This window comes from Photobacterium sp. Hal280 (assembly GCF_037162255.1).
Lineage (GTDB): Bacteria > Pseudomonadota > Gammaproteobacteria > Enterobacterales > Vibrionaceae > Photobacterium.
The window spans coordinates 1,188,037-1,206,140 of record NZ_JARLUO010000005.1 but is presented as its reverse complement, the minus strand read 5'-3'; the positions used below and the strand labels follow the sequence as shown (position 1 = coordinate 1,206,140).

Below are 18,104 nucleotides of genomic sequence, written 5' to 3'. Positions count from 1 at the left end.
ATCGACACAAAACACAACACAATGTGATTATTTCCCATCAGGTAACGCATCAAGGCTTGATGCTTGTGTCAAGACAGGTAATATTGCTGTTTTGGACAGTAAATTAAGCACAGCACTCAGTCGTGCCTAAACGGAGAATAATGACATCATGACTTACGCGCCTGTTTCAGACGTACTGAGCGGTAAGATTGCGGTAGACAGTGAAATCACTGTACGCGGTTGGATCCGTTCACGTCGGGATTCCAAAGCCGGAATCTCTTTCCTTGCCATCTATGACGGCTCTTGTTTCGACCCGATTCAGGCCGTGGTCCCGAATGCACTGAATAATTACCAGGAAGAAGTGCTGAAACTGACCACTGGCTGTTCAGTGGAAGTCACGGGTAAAGTGGTTGAATCTCCGGCACAAGGTCAGGACTTCGAACTGGCAGCGACTGACGTGAAAGTGGTTGGCTGGGTGGATGACCCAGACACTTACCCAATGGCGAAAACACGTCACTCGATTGAGTATCTGCGTGAAGTGGCTCACCTGCGTCCGCGTACCAACGTCATTGGCGCAGTCGCCCGGGTGCGTAACTGCCTGTCTCAGGCCATTCACCGCTTCTATCACGAGCAGGGTTACTTTTGGGTATCTGCCCCGCTGATCACTGCCGCTGACGCCGAAGGTGCCGGTGAAATGTTCCGCGTGTCCACGCTGGATCTGGAAAACCTGCCACGTACCGAACAAGGCAATGTCGATTTCAACGAAGACTTCTTCGGTAAAGAGACTTTCCTGACCGTTTCCGGCCAGCTGAACGCCGAAGCCTACGCCTGTGCCCTGAGCAAAGTGTACACCTTCGGACCGACCTTCCGTGCTGAAAACTCGAACACCAGCCGTCACCTGGCTGAGTTCTGGATGGTTGAGCCTGAAGTGGCATTCGCTGATCTGAACGATGTTGCCAAACTGGCGGAAGACATGCTGAAGTATGTGTTTAAAGCCGTGCTGGCAGAGCGCCGCGATGATCTGGAATTCTTCGCACAGCGCATCAACAAAGAAGCGATCACCCGTCTGGAAAAATTCGTTGACTCTGATTTTGCTCAGGTGGATTACACCGATGCGATTGAGATCCTGAAAGCGTCCGGCCGTCAGTTCGAGTTCGACGTTGAGTGGGGTATCGACCTGTCTTCCGAGCACGAGCGTTATCTGGCCGAAGAGCACTTTAACGCGCCTGTTATCGTGAAGAACTACCCGAAAGACATCAAAGCCTTCTACATGCGTATGAACGATGATGGCAAAACAGTCGCGGCCATGGATGTTCTGGCACCTGGCATTGGTGAAATCATCGGTGGTGCACAGCGTGAAGAACGTCTGGATATTCTTGATCAGCGCATGCGTGCCATGAACATCGATCCGGAAGATATGAACTGGTACCGCGATCTGCGCCGTTACGGCACTGTACCGCATGCCGGATTTGGTCTGGGCTTTGAGCGTCTGGTTTCTTACGTCACCGGTGTGGCTAACGTTCGTGACGTGATTCCATTCCCACGGACACCGCGTTCAGCGAACTTCTGATCAGCCATTCATTCTGCTGATTGATCAAACCCTGCCCGCTTACGCTGGCAGGGTTTTTTATTACCCGCCCGATCATTTATTCGCCACTTGAGGCAAATTTCAGACAAACGCTGGCTGATATAACGTGCTGGCACATTTTCCATTAAATGTTCACTCAGAATTGACGCACTCTTTATATGGAATTATGACCTCCATTACATCTGACACGCCTAGCGCAAAAAACATACCTGGTGAGCATAGATGATAATCGCTGATTTCAGCTTTGCTTACTTTTTCTGTCACTAAATTTGCATTCTTTGAGGAATTTCAAATCCCCGGCATTTGCCCCGTGCGGTTGAATATCCCTCATCTAGAGTTGAGTCAGACGTGTCATATAAATAAAAGAACTGCTTACAGTTCAACAATGCTGCCATTTATCGCATTACGAAGAGGGACAATTCATGCGTAAAAATCGCCAGGTCAATGACCGGGAAGTGGTGCTTGATCCTAATGCTCAATTAGTGACAACAACGGATTTACAAGGTGTGATTACCTATGCCAATGACGAATTTGTCGAAGTCAGCGGCTACAGCTTTGACGAACTGGTTGGACAACACCACAATATTATCCGCCACCCGGACATGCCCAGAGCGGCATTTGGTGACTTGTGGAGCCACCTGAAAGCCGAGAAACCCTGGCGGGGCATTGTCAAAAACCGCTGCAAAGACGGCAGTCATTACTGGGTGGATGCTTACGTCACCCCGCTGTACGAAAATAATCGGGTTTGCGGCTATCAATCGGTCCGCCGCAAACCGACTCAGGACATGATCAGCACAGCGACGCATGTCTATCAGCAACTGAACAATGAAAAAAACCCTTATGGGTTTCGTCTATCCAGCTGGGCCAAGCTGGGCCTGTCTGCCCTGCTCACTGTGCTGAGTGCCACATTAACGCACTTTTATCTCCCTCAATTCGAATTCCTATCCGCTGCTGTTCCATTGATCTTCATTGCGATCCTTTGTCGGGGTGAACTATTTGCTGTGCCCCGTTTTTTTCAGCAACTCTCGGATAACTATGATGCCCTCACCCGCATTGTCTACAGCGGCGATGACCTGACGTCCATTGCCGATTTCCATCTGAAATTAAACGATGCCCGACTGAAAACCGTACTGGGCCGGGTAAATGACGCTGCGCTGACCATTCGCGAAGTTACAGATGAACTCACCAAGGTCACGATTACCACCCGAGACTCTATCTCTAATCAGGATGCAGATACCCAGCATATCGCGACGTCCATTACTCAGATGTCTGCTGTTGCGACGGAAATTGCGCAAAATACCCAGCTCACGACAGACAAAGTCCTCACCGCGCAGCAAAAATGCGCGAACACCACCAAAGTGCTGCAGCTCACGCAAAATAATATCAATGACTTAGCTAAAGACACCGAAAATGCCGCGCAAACCGCCCAGTCACTGGTCAAAGTGTCTGAACAGATTGAAACCATGATGATGGAAATTCAGGGCATTGCTGAGCAAACCAACCTGCTGGCGCTCAACGCCGCGATTGAAGCCGCACGGGCCGGCGAACAAGGGCGGGGGTTTGCGGTCGTGGCCGATGAAGTACGTGCCTTGTCGCAGCGTACCCACGGCGCGACTGAAAACATCCAAACCAGCATTGTCAGTATCAATGCTACCCTGAATCAGTGGCAAGCCACCTCTTCGGAGAGTATTGAGAAAACCCGTCAATGTGTTGCCCACACCAATGACACAGCAGACAGTATTCTGGAAGTGGTGTCCATGGTGGATGAAATTGCTGAAATTTCAACGCAAATTGCCGCAGCGGCCGAGGAGCAAGGCGCCGTTGCTCAGGAGATCAGTCACAACGTGCATCAGATATCCACCTCGTCATCGGACAACCTTGTGATGATGTCCCGCATGGAACAGGCCGCAAACCAAATGCGCGAGAAAGTGACGTCTCTGGAAGGCATGAGTAAATCCTTTGGCTAACCTTTTCCCCTGAAAAGGCAGTGGCCTACCCGACCACTGCCGTGATATCCCAAGGCCGCGATGCGGCCTTTTTTATCCATGAGTGAGCGTGCCGGCGGCATCACCACGCGAACGTTTCCAACATGGCATTTCATGCCGACTTCACTTAACCTTTAACTCAAGGTGTTGACATTGAAAGCATAGTGAAAGGAATAAGTGTGGTTTCTCTATGGATAGTTCTGCTGCTCTCTCTGATTTCTCCCTTTGCTGTCGCTGCGCAATACGCAGGCTCAGAAAGTTGTCAGCAATGCCATCAGCAAGCCTATCAGGACTGGTCAGCCAGCCATCATCAGGCGGCGATGCTCAAAGCCACAGACGAATCTGTTCTGGGCGATTTCAATAACACTGCCTTCACTTATGGCAAAATCACTTCCACTTTTTACCGCAAAGGCAAAGAATTTTGGGTCAAGACAGAAAATGCACTTGGCCAGTTAGAAGATTTCAAAATCAGCTACACATTCGGGGTGTATCCTCTGCAGCAATACATCGTGGATTTTGATGACGGCAGAAAACAAGTCCTGAGTATAATCTGGGACAGCAGACCCGCCTCTCAGGGCGGGCAACACTGGTACCATTTATACCCTGAGCACGAAAGTCTGTCTCATGGTCTGCCTGCGCAGCCTGCCGTTGACTCTAACGACCCGCTGCACTGGACAGGTACTCAGTTTAACTGGAATACCCGCTGTGCCAGTTGTCATTCAACCGGGTTAGTCAACAAGTTCGACATAAAAACCAATACGTTCAATACAACCTGGAATGAAATCAACGTCAGTTGTGAATCATGCCATGGCTCAGGCAAAGATCACATCGGCTGGGCGCGTTCAGAATCACAGCCACCTCCTCAGCATTTCGGCTTTAAACACACCATCAGCAATCCGGCACTGTGGCAATACCCCAATGCCCGGCAACGCATTAAATACCGTTCAAGCAGCAATAATCCGCATCAGGTCGATGTGTGCGCGCATTGTCACTCACGCCGTCAGGAACTCAGCCAGTGGGAACCAGACAGCAGTTTTGCCGATCAGCATATCCCCCGCTTAATAGAAGCTGGCCTTTACTATCCGGACGGCCAGATGCTCGATGAAGTATACGTGTATGGCTCTTTTATGCAGAGCAAGATGCATGCAAAGGGTGTGGTGTGCTCCGACTGCCATAACCCGCACAGCTTATCACTCAAAAACCAGGGAATCAGGTGTGCAGCCAATGCCATAACCCTGAGGTGTTCGACACTGTGGCTCACCACCATCACACTGATGACAAAGCCAGCCAGTGTGTGAACTGCCATATGACAGCGACCACCTACATGGGGGTGGATGCCAGACGAGACCACAGTTTTCGTGTTCCTGATCCGTTGTTAAGTCACCAGGTCGGCAGCCCGGACGCTTGCACGACCTGCCACACCGGACAGACACCCGCCTGGGCAACGAAAGCGATTCAGGCATGGGTGGCTGATTTACAAAAACCACCACAGAAACCTGAATTTGCGACCACCTTCATGGCGGCCGATCAGGGAATCAACAAAGACAAAGCACTGTTAAACATTGCCAATGACGGCGGTTACAGCGCTATTGTAAGAGCCAGCGCTGCACTGCGTTTAAGCCCGAACCAAGTGGCAAATGATCAGCAAAGTATTGCTGATTTGCTCAATGACGAGTCCTGGATGATCCGGCTTGGTACCGTACGCTCTGTGATGCAGCTACCTGTTTTGCAACGCTGGCAATTGTTGTCTGCACACCTGGATGAACCCGTCCAGGCAGTGCGCTATGAAATAGCCCGAGCCTTAGCAGGTTTGCCGCTTTACCAGCGAACCAAAACGCAAAGCGACAAGGTGCAGAGACTGTATAAAGAGTTCATCACAGATTCAGCGTTCAATTCAGGTATGCCCGACATGCAGGTGATTCTGGGCCTGTTCAGCTTAAATCAGCAAGATACCCTGAGCGCTGAAACCTACTTCCGGCAGGCCCTGACCATTACGCCTGACTATCAGGATGCTTTGCTGAATCTGGCGGATTTATACCGTGCCACGGGCCGGGACGACAAAGCAGGTGATCTGCTCAAACTTGCGGTAAAAGCGCATCCGAATGCGGTCGATCCTCACTACGCACTGGCGTTATGGTATGTCCGGCAAAAATCCTTACCCGATGCTCAAATCGAACTGCAGAAAGCCTATGAGATTCAACCCGGTTTCCGGCCAACAACCCTGGCCTTGGCACTGGTGATGGAGCAACTCAATCAAAGAGAAAAAGCCTATAAACTGGTGACGTCCTGGCTGAACACCTACGGCAGTGACCCGCAGCTGGAACAATTAAGGCAGCGGCTTCGTTACTGAAACGGCCTCACGCGCTGAGTAAATTGCCGCTGTTCATACCGTGTTGTCTTTGCCCTGTGGAATATCACCGGTACATATCACTGGTGCATCAAAGCACCAGTGACGAACTCAGATGCAGTTCATTTCACCTCGAGCATGATCTGATGGATCTTGCCAGTAAACTTAGTTTCCTCCGGGCCATAACCTATGCCGTTGGCAACCGGCGTCTGGTTATCAAGACCCACATCGGCGGTTTCATCTGCCGAGAAGATATAGGGCTGCGTTTTTTCCACCCTGCCTTTAGCCACTTCTTTCCCATTGACCAGTAACGTCGCTTCGCCTCCTTTACCGAGCCCACCTCCGTCGTAAACAAAGTTCAGCACGACAGTCGACTTCCCGCTCGGTAAAGCATCAGGGCTCTCAATAACGTAGCGCTGTAATCCGAGCCAGTTGTATTCATAGCCCGGCTTACCCTCTCGCACATGCAGCGACCAGCCACCATACCGGCTGCCCTGAACAAGCAATGCACCTGATGCACCACCCTCGGGAATTTCAATTTCAGCCGTGATGGTTTTAGATCGGTTTTTCACGTTAATAAAGGTGTTTTCTAACATGCCATCCATCCCCTCGTAGAGGGTCAATGACTTACGATCACCAATCAAATCTGGTCGTCCGGCCAGCGCCGGATTCGTGCGCTCAATTGTGCGGTCGTCGATAGGCAACACGTGGTATTTCTCTGCTTCAGACATAAACAGTGCCTGTAGTTCTTTGAGCATTTCCGGATGTTTATCGGCGAGATTATTCGCGAGGCTGAAATCCTCCCTGACATGATACAAATCCCAGACATCATCTTTCAGCGGTTTCTGTTTGCCTGTCTGCCAGGGCGCACGGTGAATTGTACGTGCCAACCAGCCTTCACGGTAAATGGCACGATTTCCGAACATCTCGAAATATTGCACAGTGTGGCGTTCCTTCGCTTCAGCGTCATTGAAGCTGTAGAGCATACTCGTCCCTTCCATTGGCACTTGCGGGGTACCATTGACTACGGTAGGTTCCGGCAGTTTGGCCGCTTCCAGTACTGTCGGAGCGACATCAATCACATGACTGAACTGGTTTCGTAACCCGCCAGGTGCCTGGATGCCTTGCGGCCAGTGGACGACGAGACCATTACGGGTACCGCCAAAATCGGAGGCGACTTGTTTTGTCCAGGTAAAAGGCGCATCAAAGGCCACGGCCCAGCCAGCAGACATATGCGGGAAAGTCTCAGGGCTGCCCCACTTGTCAATCAAAGGTAACAAATCCTCTACCTTTTCCTGCACACCATTAAAGTAGGTCATTTCATTGAACATCCCGACCATACCGCCTTCGGCACTGGTGCCATTATCGCCAGCAATATAGAAGATTAAGGTGTTGTCCATTTCGCCGATGGCAGCCACGGCATCCATCAGCCGGCCGACGTTATGGTCAGTATGAGCCACAAATCCAGCAAAGGTCTCAGCCTGACGACGGAACAATTTTTTCTCATCCTCAGAGAGCTGATCCCAAGCCTTGATATCGTCAGGTCGTGGTGGCAACTGGGTATTTCCCGGAATGATGCCTGCCTTTTTTTGCCGTTCATAGCTTGTTTGTCGTACCTGGTCCCACCCCTCGTCGAACTGACCATGAAATTTCTCAATCCACTCCTTCGGGACATGGTGTGGCGCGTGTGTGGCCCCCGTGGCAAAGTACATGAAGAAAGGTTTGTCCGGGGTCATCGACTGCTGCGCTTTCATCCAGTTGATAGCCTGATCAGTCATATCTTCAGTGAAGTGATAGCCTTTGGTACGAGGCGGATTAATGCGTTTGAGGCCATCAAAGATCAACGGTGACCACTGGTCTGTCTCACCGCCAATAAAACCATAGAACTTGTCGAATCCCTGCCGGGTCGGCCAGCGATCAAAGGGACCAGAGACACTGGTTTCCCAGGCGGCCGTTTCGTGCCATTTACCAAACGCGCCAGTACTGTACCCGTTCAAACGCAGCATCTCCGCAAGCGGTGCAACGCGATTAGGAATGGCGCCCGTGTTTCCCGGGTACGCTGTAGAAGTCTCCATAATCGAACCGGCATTGGCCGTGTGATGATTCCGTCCGGCTTTAAGTGCCACTCGGGTCGGTGAACACAGAGAAGTCGTATGGAAATTGTTATAGCGTAATCCTCCCTGAGCAAGCTCATCAAGCGTTGGCGTTGGAATGGGGCCACCGAACGTAGACGTCGCTCCAAAACCCAGATCATCGATCAGGACAATAATCACATTAGGGGCACCTTCGGGAGCTGTCACCTCAAACCGGGGAGGCGGTTTGGTGTCTCGCACATCAAGCTCTGTATAGGTTGGCGGTTCAGGTTCTGCAATGGGTAAGGTGGTGCGATCCAACTCACCGCTTGCCGCCTGCCCGGGAGCCGAGACCAAAAAGCCTGACAAGGTGGCTATCATGGCTACCGTCAGAGTTTGCCGTAACATAACTTTGTTCACTTGCATAATCAGTCTCCTTGTTCACCCGTTCGGTATCATTGGGTTGTCAGGTTTATCTTTGAATGCGTGAAACGGTAGTAATCATGGCATAAGGGAATCTGCAGGCCCGAGAATAGGCTTACAAATCAGTATGTACGCTGCGGAAAATTGATATTCAACTACCAATGAAATCGAAGTCCTAGTGCCGGGCCGGCTATTTCCAGTTCATCCAATAACATTTCATTGAACTGCCATTTAAGATATTGGTACCCAAAAGAAATATCAAAGTTTTCCAAACGATAACCAATTGAAGTCACTGCCTGCCAGGTTAAGTCAGAATCGCCACTCCCAATATCCGCATAATAAGACAGATACCATTGGTCAGATAACTCTGCTCTGCCCTGTACACCGATGACTGCGTCCCAAACGTCAGTTGATTCATTAAAGTCGCTTGCACCGAGAGAATCTGCCTCAGCGGTCAAGTCGGTATCCAGTGCCAACAACCTTGCTCCGAGAACCCCGTGGATCACATAAGTATCACTGCGATTGAATTCCCAGCCCGCACCGAGTGTGCTTACGACAGCTTTCAGCTCAGCCTCAATCCGGCGTGTCACTGAATCGCGGGTGTTAACTTTGCTATCATTCAGATTCACATAGAGAATATTTGCGATGAGAGCCAGTCTGTCACGTTTCGCGGCAAAGGCCCCAAATAAAGCAAATTCTAACTTATCGACTATCTCATCAAAGTCAGCTGTCGTGCTCCGACCTCGGGCAGACTTGATATCGACACTCGCACCCAACGCATATACTTCGGCGCTGTATGTCCAATCATTTGCTATTACAGAAGAGGAAAATACAACGGCTATTCCAAGACCGGCTAAACGTCCCAAGGATGAAGGTTGAATTCTCAGGTTAAATGTCATCGCAACATTCCTGTTCTCTGTATCGTGCGATATCTCGGTAAATGGTAGTTCAACACTGATGATGAAAGTGGCTCATAATCGATAAGGCTCTGATGATCGCCTATTCAGTTACGAATTGATTCAGGGATAAATAAATGCAAACCGGCATCACATTTAAATCCCAAATAACACATTCAGTTTATCGCTCAATACCCCGATATCATTGTTAAAAGTTATGAGGATACTAACGAAGAAACCTATCTTCCTATTGGCACTCATCCCACTATCTTTTATCAGAGTGATTGCTAAACAGATCGATTGAACCTCATCACGCATCATTGATCTTACCCCATGAGCAAGTCGCACCGAAAAATCACCAACCTGAAGCAGCACAACCGGCATGATGAGCAATTTTGTTCAAGCCTTTCTTGAAAAGATTGGTTAACCTCTTCTTTTAAGTCGCACGGACAGGAGGACAACATGGAATCAGAGAATCAATTTCAGTTTTTCATCAATCCTCATCTGGCTGGCGTCACCCTGCTTCATGCCACCATGAGTGACTTTTCTTATGACAAACACGCTCACGAGGAATATGCCATTGGTGTGACTCTCAAAGGGCGGCAGAGTTCACCAACGATCGCTGTCATAATTGTGAGATTAGAGCCGATAGTTTCAACAGAGGTGCCGATATGATCGGATCCACTAACTCTGGACACTTTGCTAAGCACTGTTCTTAATTGTTTTATATCTATCAGTAAGAAGCAGTTAATCAATAACTAATTATAGTCTTTCCTCTTATCTTTACGATAAGCTATTTTTCACACTAGCCTTCCCTAGATTATATAAACATAAAAATTGTTAAAAACCTCAATACTGGGAAGGGCATCGCAATATTTAAACCAATAAAAATAATTGCAATTAAAATAAAATTTATCGTCTACTCTTATCTTGCTCAAAGATCAATAAATAACATTCCCTTCTATCAAATTTATAAATTTAACACTTAATAAGCCAGTGAAAAAACAGTGACTTAAATTTACATTCAAATCGGAGAAACCAATTTATGGATAGTACAAACGGTGTAATGCTACCTGCGATATTTCATACCGACAGACAGGAGCCTATTGTAACATGGGAAGTAGCTGAAGCTAATGGTAGTCTTATTGACACAAACCAAGTGCTATTTTTTTCAGACAATGAGAATGGCGAAAGAGAGCTAAAATTTCACATAAAGCTGTTAACAACACCCGATTCAAATGATCATACTGCTGGATTCTACCTTCAAAATTTTGCGGATATCATGATCATTGCCGGTAATACTAAGTATAAGAACTCAACAGGACAAGTGACTGTATCTCCAGCATTTGATGACCCAGGTGTATCTATCCACACTTGCTTTACAGTCACCGTTGTACTTCCTGGAGAAAAGCCAACTAAAATCAATCATCTACACTCAAATATAGAAATTCAACTATGTTCAAAAACGGTAAATGCTTTAGGTCTTGGTAATGTATCCGTTGATCAATCGAGGCTAATGTATCGAAAATCAAGTCACTTGCAAAGAAGCCGCATTGGTCGAGTTCACAAATATTTTTATTGGGACAATCAAAATACTGGAAATAGTGATTTTTCATTAGAACAAAGCTTTCTTGTAGATCCTAACGTGAGCGGATATTACTCTATTAATCTCACACCGGTTACGACTAAGATGGATTTAACAGGTGAAATCAAATATGATTATTCATCTTTCTTTCCCAATGAAATGAATGATCAGGTTAGAGCACAATTGACGATAGCAACGAAACACTTGGATAAGGTCGCTGAGTTGCTAAACAATTTTTATGCAAGATTGGACACTGAAAAATCACCTGTCTCATTTATTCAAACATCAATAAACGAGATCCCAGATTTAACTTTTGAATATTATAGTCTTATGGGGAATACAGACGCAGCTGTTCTCAAAGACAACTTTATTTCGATAGGTTCTATGGCTGTCGATGAAATGAATTGGGTCCATGTTCTCGCCCATGAGTTTGGTCACATGCTAGGTTTACCCCATCAGGAAAAAGGGAAAATAAAAAGTATTATGACGTATGACAATCAACAAATGTTCCTCGACTTTGATGTATACCTTTTGAATTTATTCGAAGCGCAGGATGTTGAAGACGAACGTTATACTGATGCATCTTAATAGACATAATGTGTGCAATGCTCGATAAATAGCATCGAGCATTGTTATTCTTAGCGTTCACTCAGAATTATAATTTCTGATCTTACACAAAAGCGTGAATCACAACACAGACCAGGCATCCTGCCACGCCGTACCTGTGCCCGGCGCATAGGCCCAGGCGGCTCCGCTGCACCAGGCTGCGTACGGATAAGGTTTGCACTGATAATCCACGCCACCTGCACTGACTTTATCGCCAGCAGTATAAGCCGTGCCTGCTTCGTACGCTGGGTAATCTCCCGGGATCACAGGCTCTGTTGGATCTGTGGTTCCATCAGGATCCGTCGGCTCAGATGGGTCAACCGGCAACACAGGCTCTGTCGTCTCACCCGTACAGCTGGCATTCCCCACCACTGCCCATGGTCCCCATTGTTCAGCACCCGGCTCATTGCCCTGGGTCCACCACTGTGCTTGCCACGTTTTACCGTCAAACACCACAGTATCACCAGCGACATAGACTGCCGTGGCTGACCAGCTTTGCGCACAGGTTTCCCCGGCTGGCTGGATCGTCACTGTCTTGGTTGCCGTCACGCTGTTCCCGGCAGGATCTGACACAGCAACCGACACAGTCACAGGCGTTTCAGCCGTAACTACCGGCGCGGTAAATGTGACTGAACGCTGATCCGGGCTGATTTGCAGTGTCAGCTCATTGGACACAGACCAGTTGACAGTCAGATCGGTGTCATCGGCATCAGAAATGGCTGCCGACACAGTGACCTCCTGTTCAGCCGTGGCTGTATCAGAGGCAGTCAGGCTGACCACAGGGGCTTGATTGTCGGACACCACCTTCGCTGTGATCACCACAAAGTCTGAGGCAGACAAACCGGTGCTGTCTGTGACAGTCAGCGTGAATTCAAACGGCGTTTCTTCCGCGACCTCAGGAACCATCACAGTCGCCAGCGCCTGATTCGCATTTGACATGCTCAGTGCTGGACCGCCCGTCTGGACCCAGCTGTAGCTGACGATATCGTCATTGGCATCGCTCGACTGGCTGCCATCCAGCGTCACTACCGAGTTGTCACCGACCACAGTCACATCAGAACCTGCGTTGGCAACCGGGGCAACAGGACCAGTGTCATCAATAATATCCACGCCGAATTTCTCGCTGACACATTTGGCATAATCACCGGTAATGAAAGCAGAATACGGCCCCTGATAGTTCACCAGCTGGCAGCGATAAGTCTGGTTATCCGGGGTATCCGGACGCCAGCCCCAGTCCTGCTCCCAGTAGATCGCCAGCGCACCGGCGCCTTCGCCATCGAACTGCTTCATGGCGGCACACCCCAGCACCTCGTCTGCCGGGACAGGCACATTCAGGTAACTGGCGAACTCACGGTAATAGTTAATCCGGTTCTGCGACTGAATGTGTTCGGCACTGCCACCACACTCGACACCCCCATTAATGATCTGCGTCGTGACACCAAAGCCGGGGACCAGGCCATTGGCCAAATCCGCTGCATTCGGCTGCCAGGTGCCGTCGATCACGTGCAGCATGCTGGGTTTCGGTGGCTGGGGATAGAGATAGAAGAACACCGCACTGGCCAGATTCAGCCAGGTATCGGCAACCCGATCCGGGTGATCCAGCAGCACAGAGACATCGCCGTAGATCATCTGCGAGAAAGAACCATAGTTATAGTTATAACTCAGTTGCTTCGCACCACGGCCAAAGTAGCTTTTGTATGTACCGTCAGCGTTGGTGCCACACGGGTACGCATCGGCCTGCCAGACCCCGGGCGCACAGATGCCGTAGCCACCGGACATCTCTTCCGTCCAGCCCACTTCGCGCAGATAAAAAAGCCCCTGGCGCCATTCTGGGATGGCGCTGTAACTGTTGTGTCCACCCGTTTCCTGGGTAAAGTGCGCGAACATGGTCGCCAGAGATTTACGGCAGATCGCATCGGCATCACGACCATCGGTGTAATTGCCACAAAATGCCGGGAATTTACCAATCCCTTTCAGAAAGTTCAGGTAAGTGTACTTTTCATTTCGTTCAGCAAACAGGAACTGCCAGTCGGACTCACTGACGATACTCTCCACTCGCTTAACATTATCCGGATTGCTGCCAGCGCCGACCGTAATGGCCTCTACGGTTGCATTATCCAGTGTGCGAATCGCATCCCTGACCAGTTGCAACCCTTCCGGCTGAGCCGCAATAATGGCCGCTTCATCGGCGTTGACTTCACTTTGAGTCAGCGTAAAAGCCTGGGCACCCGCCGAGCTCAGGCCGATGACGAGCCCAGCCAGGCTCGTCAGATAACATTCTTTATGCTTGTTCATCTCGTATCCTTACAGTTTGATCCAGGCATCTTGCCAGGCGGTCCCGACACCCGGCTCATAGGCCCAGGCAGCACCGGCGCACCAGGCTGAGTACGGATAAGGTTTACATTCAAAATCACTGCCGAGATTGGACACCCGATCGCCTGCGCCATAGTTCTCACCTGCCTGATAAACCGAATAAGCGCCTGGCTCTGCAGGATCGGTCGGGTCCGTTGGCTCTGTCGGATCTGTTGGGTCAACGGGATCCACCGGGTCGACAACGGTGCCGGCACAGCCGGAACTGCCGGTTTCTTCCCACGGTCCCCATTGTTCAGCGCCCGGAATATTGTTCTGCGTCCACCACTTGGCTTTCCAGGTTTTACCGTCGTAACTGACCACATCGCCGGCGTTGTACACTGAGCTCGCCTGCCAGGTATCACTGCACACCTGACTGTCATCCGTCACGGTCACAGTACGTGTGGCTGTGGCCGTCAAACCCGCAGAATCCATCACACTGTAAGTGAGGACATAACTGCCCACAGTGTTGACATCTACGCTGCCCGATAAAGACACTGAAGCCGTCAGATCGCCGTCTTCCTGATCAGAGGCCGACACGCCCGCCAGCGGATCAAACGCTTCGCCCTGCAGGACAATCACATCGCTGACACCACTGAATTGCGGTGCGCTGTTATAAACCGTCACCAGACGGGCGGCTGAGGTTTGATTCCCATCGCTGTCGGTGACTGAGTAAGTCAGTGAATACGCCCCTGTGACTGCTGTATCAACCGTGCCCTGAACCACGATCACCGAGGTCAGCGAGCCATCTTCGGCATCGGTAGCCGACACACCCGCCATGGCATCAAACTGGCCACCAGCCGGTATGCGAACATCTTCCACACCACTGAGCACAGGTTTTCCGTCCGGTAGGGGCACTGTCTGACTGTGGACAAATGGCCCGTAATTTTTTGCAAACTGGCCGTTGTAGTGCTGGCCTGAGGCATTGGTGCCCACATCCCAGTTAACCGACCAGGTCATGATGCCTTTTAACGGCTGGCCCTGCGCTTTCATGCGGTCAAAGGCACGATAGAGATCTGCCGGGTTCTGAATAAACCCGGTTGCTACCGCATCGATATTCGACGGAATGCCAAAGACCAGTTTTTCGGCTGGAATCTGCGTGAAACCGCGCGTGCCGTTGGCCAGTGAGTCCGCCATGTAGAAAATGAAATCTTCTTTCACCGCGTCGTTACTCTGCGCCAGCCAACCCACACCGTCGACCCAGACACCATCGCCACCCTGGTTGTAGAACTGCGGGTTGATATAGTCGTAATAGCCTGCCAGCCCTTGCAGGTAAGGCGTATATTTGCCCGATGCCGTCAGATAAGGAAACTCAGGCGCCATGGTGATCATGAAACGCTGGCCTGATTGTTGGTAATGATCTTTCACCATGCGCAGCGCAGCCGGAATCACCGTCTGGTTATCGCTGGCATCCACCGCCGCTTGTTCCAGATCGATATCCACACCATCAAAGCCGTAGGTATCGACCAGGCGGATAATTTCATCGGCAAAAGCGGCTTCATCACCGGCTTTCAGTTCAATGTGGGCATCCGCGCCACCCAGAGCCAGCAGCACCGAGCGGTTCTGCGCATTCAGTGCACTGATCTGACTGATAAATTCGGCTTCAGACAAACCAATATTCGGATCAAGCTTAAAGGTGGGAATCCGGCCTTCACTGACGTCATACACTTTCATGAAGGACACATTGACGACGTTATAGCCGCTGGCGACCTCAGACAGCGGCAGACACGGCGCATTGCCGCCCTGATAGCCCCTGCCGTCGCACCAGTTGTGCCAGTAACCGACCAGTACAGTGCCGTCTTGTGCGACCAGTTCACTGCCGTCAGCCATTGCTGGCTGTGTCATCATTCCGAGCGCTGCTAGCACAGCAAAAGCGGCGGGTTTTGCTTTCAAAATGGTTGGCATTGATTTTCCTTTTTCCTTATTGTCCACCAATTCAGACAGATTGATTAAAAATGACTCACCTCAATTATTAGCAGAGCAAAATATGTCGGTGTTAATTTTTTATCTAAGAAAAAAAGATTACCAATAGAGAATGTCAAAACTGTCAGGGCAAATGTCATAATTGGCTTTTGATTCCAAAAATTGACTCAAAAGAAAGAAAATTAAAAATTTATTCATTGATCATGTGAATTAAAACAATGGCTAATATTCAATTTATTATTAATTAAGAACCAGTACACAGGTATGTATATGATCACCAAAAGACAAGTATCAGCAAATAATCGCGTGTCTGATTATTCTGACAGGATGGGTAACCTCGTGATGAAAGACAGAGCGAGAAAGTATCGTCCCGCCCTGACCACTCGATAAATTAATACTTATTCTTTAGACCAAATACGTGTATTTAAATCCAAAGCATCTATCAGCCCCACCAATAGCTTTAACTCAGAGAAGATATCTTTTACGGTATTAAAATCAGTTGCCGAATCAGATAGCTTAGGTTCAAAATATTTCATATCGCCGCCAGAAACTGAGATGAATAACTTTCCATCGACAAACGATAGTGCCAAGTATTTTCCTGTATTTTCACGAAATGCCACAACCCGTTGCATGAAAGCCGGTGTCAGCAGATATCTTGCTTCAACCTGATTGGTGCTATGGACATCGAAATATCGCTCAAACTCTGGATCTTCCAGCCGAACCAAATTGTCGGGCGTACCCACAAAACCCTGTTTGATATTTTCCAGAAACGAATCATCTTTTCCTTTGTCAATTGAGACAAAAGTCTGACTATTAAAATGCTTATTACAATCTGCGATGATGACCATACCTCGGAATCTAGTCCGCATGTATGTTTTTGTTTTACCGTCGGCAGTTCTCCTTTTGACTTTATATTTGGTGTGAACTTCCGACATTTCTATTGCAGTCTGCCCTATTTTACCACTGATATAATCTTCGCCCTCAAACTGGCTATATCCACCAGGAGAAAGACCACTTCTGTCATAGACCTCCCGTTCAATACTGCCTGTCGGGTTATACTCCAGCGAATCATCAATACTTTGAATGATACTGGAAATTACTTTATCTTTATAAACAACACGATACTCATTCCACTTCATTTGATAAATTAAACCCAATACAGCCAGAATGATACCAACACACACCATGATGATATTCGGGTCAATATAGGTTCCAAAAAGTACAAGGGTACCAATGATCACTGCCAATACGCCGACAAAGACACACATATCCCGTGTGACAACCACATCACAACGCTCTTGTTCAATCACTGCGAGCTGTGGTTGTAAATCCTTTTCAAAGACACTTTTAAGATCATCAATATTCATCGGGCATCCTTATTTGCACGCTTCTCAAATAATTCAGCTATATCCGGGAGTTGTGTCTGTGCTTCTGGAATATCAAAAAGAATTCTTTGCGTAAGCCCCATTCTGCGAGCAAAGAGATTAGACGGAAACATTTCAATACCGTTATTCAGATCAGTCACCGCAGCATTGTAAGCACGCCTCGCTGCAGCAATCTGCTCTTCAGTCTCGTTAATGCTTCGTTGTAGTTGGCTGAAATTGTTGCTGGCTTTCAAGTCCGGGTAGGCTTCCACCATGATGTTAAAGCGAGAAAATACCTGGTTCAGACGCCGGTCGAGTTCAGGTTTTTTTCTCCAGTTGCCATATCACTCTGAAACCTGGTCCGAAGTTCTGTCAGTTCGTTCAGCACTTCTCTTTCATGAGACATGTAAGCTTTGACCGTTTCCACCATATTCGGAAGCAAATCAAAGCGCTTCTTTAACATCACATCAATTGTCGAATCAGCATTATCGACCTGATTCTTACGAGCGATCAGGCCATTGTAAATAGCCACTCCAAGAAAGAGCACAACCACAATGAATCCGACAGCAAACCACATTCCCATCATTATCTTCTCCTACAATCATGATCAACCGGACAGTTTTTCAGAGTCTCTGACTGGAAAAACTGTTGATGCCTTGAGGCACAGGAGGGTACAACATGACCGAATGACATTGGCACTGACAAAATGCCTGAAATCACAGTAAAAGTGACGGTTTTAATGCCACTGGGCACTAAGTCACAATCCCGCTATCTGTGCCCGCTACAACAGCCAACGCATGAATTTAAAGAAGATTAATACTGGGCCGAATGCCTCAGTAATTTTTGCTGAAGCTGCATGAAACAAAGGATTCATTGCAAGTTACTCATATAAAAAGACTTTCCTCACCTTTCTTAATTGTTAACACCCGTTTTTATTTGCCCCTTTATTGTCCCTGTAACCCTCCCCATCAACCAAATTTGAGAATT

At 48.8% G+C, this 18,104-nt stretch carries 12 protein-coding genes and 1 pseudogene; 6 read left to right on the top strand and 7 right to left on the bottom strand.

Features of this window, described 5'->3' with window-relative positions:
* Positions 1-148 precede the first annotated feature (148 nt).
* From asnS to P4S53_RS14950, 4 genes are all read left to right on the top strand, one after another.
* Positions 149-1,549: an asparagine--tRNA ligase gene (gene asnS, locus P4S53_RS14965; RefSeq protein ID WP_337113272.1), complete on the top strand. Its 1,401-nt coding sequence runs from the start codon at positions 149-151 to the stop codon at positions 1,547-1,549.
* Between the two features lie 440 nt (positions 1,550-1,989).
* Positions 1,990-3,534 (top strand): methyl-accepting chemotaxis protein, encoded by a 1,545-nt coding sequence (locus tag P4S53_RS14960; protein ID WP_337113271.1) that lies wholly within the window; start codon positions 1,990-1,992, stop codon positions 3,532-3,534.
* A 197-nt stretch (positions 3,535-3,731) separates the two neighbouring features.
* Positions 3,732-4,850 carry a multiheme c-type cytochrome gene (locus P4S53_RS14955; protein ID WP_337113270.1) on the top strand — a complete coding sequence of 373 codons (1,119 nt, stop codon included), beginning with the start codon at positions 3,732-3,734 and terminating at the stop codon, positions 4,848-4,850.
* Positions 4,805-5,902 carry a tetratricopeptide repeat protein gene (locus tag P4S53_RS14950; protein WP_337113269.1) on the top strand — a complete coding sequence of 366 codons (1,098 nt, stop codon included), beginning with the start codon at positions 4,805-4,807 and terminating at the stop codon, positions 5,900-5,902. Before P4S53_RS14955 ends, P4S53_RS14950 begins: the two co-directional genes overlap by 46 nt.
* Before the next feature lie 119 nt (positions 5,903-6,021).
* Here the strand turns inward: P4S53_RS14950 and P4S53_RS14945 are convergent, their stop codons facing one another.
* Positions 6,022-8,397, bottom strand: a complete 2,376-nt coding sequence (locus P4S53_RS14945; protein WP_337113268.1) for an arylsulfatase — start codon at positions 8,395-8,397, stop codon at positions 6,022-6,024.
* A gap of 152 nt (positions 8,398-8,549) precedes the next feature.
* Positions 8,550-9,293 (bottom strand): hypothetical protein, encoded by a 744-nt coding sequence (locus tag P4S53_RS14940; RefSeq protein ID WP_337113267.1) that lies wholly within the window; start codon positions 9,291-9,293, stop codon positions 8,550-8,552.
* A 459-nt stretch (positions 9,294-9,752) separates the two neighbouring features.
* Between P4S53_RS14940 and P4S53_RS14935 the strand changes: the two are divergent.
* A pseudogene (locus P4S53_RS14935) lies at positions 9,753-9,896 on the top strand (AraC family transcriptional regulator); the annotation flags it as partial.
* Between the two features lie 439 nt (positions 9,897-10,335).
* A complete protein-coding gene (locus P4S53_RS14930; RefSeq protein ID WP_337113265.1) occupies positions 10,336-11,463 on the top strand; it encodes a matrixin family metalloprotease in 1,128 nt (375 codons plus the stop codon).
* 99 nt (positions 11,464-11,562) lie between these two features.
* Here the strand turns inward: P4S53_RS14930 and P4S53_RS14925 are convergent, their stop codons facing one another.
* The 5 genes from P4S53_RS14925 to P4S53_RS14905 all read right to left on the bottom strand — a co-directional run bounded on the left by P4S53_RS14925 (position 11,563) and on the right by P4S53_RS14905 (position 17,703).
* Positions 11,563-13,776, bottom strand: coding sequence for a chitinase (locus tag P4S53_RS14925; RefSeq protein ID WP_337113264.1), 2,214 nt, complete (start codon positions 13,774-13,776; stop codon positions 11,563-11,565).
* A 9-nt stretch (positions 13,777-13,785) separates the two neighbouring features.
* Positions 13,786-15,726, bottom strand: coding sequence for an immunoglobulin-like domain-containing protein (locus tag P4S53_RS14920; RefSeq protein WP_442958690.1), 1,941 nt, complete (start codon positions 15,724-15,726; stop codon positions 13,786-13,788).
* A gap of 425 nt (positions 15,727-16,151) precedes the next feature.
* On the bottom strand, positions 16,152-17,120 hold the full coding sequence (locus P4S53_RS14915; RefSeq protein WP_337113263.1) for a DUF3137 domain-containing protein: 969 nt from the start codon (positions 17,118-17,120) through the stop codon (positions 16,152-16,154).
* A complete protein-coding gene (locus P4S53_RS14910; RefSeq protein ID WP_337113262.1) occupies positions 17,117-17,392 on the bottom strand; it encodes a LemA family protein in 276 nt (91 codons plus the stop codon). Before P4S53_RS14910 ends, P4S53_RS14915 begins: the two co-directional genes overlap by 4 nt.
* 26 nt (positions 17,393-17,418) lie before the next feature.
* On the bottom strand, positions 17,419-17,703 hold the full coding sequence (locus tag P4S53_RS14905; protein ID WP_337113261.1) for a LemA family protein: 285 nt from the start codon (positions 17,701-17,703) through the stop codon (positions 17,419-17,421).
* Between the last annotated feature and the right edge of the window lie 401 nt (positions 17,704-18,104).